The organism is Mycolicibacter heraklionensis, assembly GCF_001021505.1.
GTDB classification, from domain to species: Bacteria; Actinomycetota; Actinomycetes; order Mycobacteriales; family Mycobacteriaceae; genus Mycobacterium; species Mycobacterium heraklionense.
The window spans coordinates 1-1,646 of the sequence record NZ_LDPO01000056.1 but is presented as its reverse complement, the minus strand read 5'-3'; the positions used below and the strand labels follow the sequence as shown (position 1 = coordinate 1,646).

At 65.1% G+C, this 1,646-nt stretch carries 1 protein-coding gene; it reads right to left on the bottom strand.

Translation table 11 applies throughout. The annotated features are described in order from the left end of the window. Positions 1 to 33: 33 nt before the first annotated feature. Positions 34 to 1,224 (bottom strand): IS30 family transposase, encoded by a 1,191-nt coding sequence (locus ABW16_RS23605; protein WP_459542297.1) that lies wholly within the window; start codon positions 1,222 to 1,224, stop codon positions 34 to 36. Between the last annotated feature and the right edge of the window lie 422 nt (positions 1,225 to 1,646).

Genomic DNA, 1,646 nt, shown 5'->3' with positions numbered 1-1,646 from the left:
GGCGGTTTCTAGGGGTCGTTGCAACACTGCTGGTTAGTTGGCCAGTAGTAGATCACGCAAGCGCTCGGCTGGGGTTTCCCAGCCGAGCGTTTTGCGTGGGCGGCCGTTGAGTTCCTGGGCGACGTGTTCGAGGTCTTCGGGACCGTAGACGCTTAGGTCGGTGCCTTTGGGGAAGTACTGGCGTAGCAGTCCGTTGGTGTTCTCGTTGCTGCCGCGCTGCCAGGGACTGGCTGGGTCGCAGAAGTAGACCTGCATGTCGGTGGCCATGCTGAACTGCTTGTGGCTGGCCATTTCGGCGCCTTGGTCCCAGGTCAGCGAGCCCCGTAGGTGTGCCGGCAGGGTGCTCATCGTCGCGATGAGCGCGTCGCGGACGGTTTCGGCGTCATGGCTGCCGGGCAGGTGCACCAGCATGGTGTAGCGGGTGGAGCGTTCGACGAGAGTGCCGATCGCGGTCTGATTCTTCTCACCGGTGATGAGGTCGCCTTCCCAGTGCCCAGGCACTGCGCGGTCTTCGACTTCGGCGGGCCGGTCGCTGATCATCACCATCGGATCGGTGAACCGCTGATACCGCTCGCCGGGTGTGCGGTGCGGTTTGCGTCGAGTGCGTCCAGTCCGAAGCGCCTGCTGCACTTCGGCTTTCAGTCCGCCTCGGGCCTGGAAGTAGAGGGCTTGGTAGATCGTCTCGTGGCTCACCCGCATGCTCTCGTCGTCTGGGTGGTCCCGGCGCAGCCGATGCGAGATCTGTTCCGGTGACAGCTTCCGGGACAGTCCTTCCTCCACCGCTGCGCGCAGGACCGCGTTGACCACCAGTTTGGACTGCTTGGGCCGCGTCCGGGCCGCGGCTGCCGCGCGATCGGCGTGATACGGCAGATACCGGCCCTCGACGCTGCGCGCCCGAACCTCCCGGGAGACCGTGGAGACGTTCTTGCCGATCCGCCCCGCGATCGTGCGCAGGGACTCCTTGCCCAGCAGCCCATCGGCGATCACCACCCGATCGGCGATCGACAAGTACCGGTCATCGATGGCCGGTCGGCCGGTGTCATCACAGATCAGTGTGCTCACCGGCTGTTTGTAGACGGTCTTGCGGGTGTAATCCACGACCCGCCCATCGGGGTAGATCCGCGTGTTGCGGACATGGCGGATCCCTTTGCGCCAATCCCGCGCAGTCCGCTCGTTCACACCGACCTCGCGGGCAGCCCGCGTCAGCGACCAGCCCTGTTCGATCAGCTCCAAGCAGCGACGTTTCGCCTCCGGCTTGCCCCACTGGATCTTCCCACTGGTGACCAGCCCTTCAGCGACCAACAGTTTGCGCGCCACCGAATGCGACACCCCACTGGCCTTGGCCGCCTGATTGACCGACCCCGTCTCGGTGAAGACAGCCACAATGACGTCCCGATCGGCAACCCCACGCTGATCACCGCGCTTGCCCGGACCCCGGACCGCTCCCGCTGGCCGACCGATCGCCCGCAAGATCGCATAACACCGCTCACGCGAGAGACCGACAGCGACCGCCGCCTCCTTCACCGGCACCCCAGCGTCAACCAGCCTCGCCAGCTGATCACCGAACCGAGCACAGTCCTCCGAAAACGACATGGTCGTCGCAACCTCTCAATCGAGAGTGTTGCGACGACCATGTGAACCCGCCT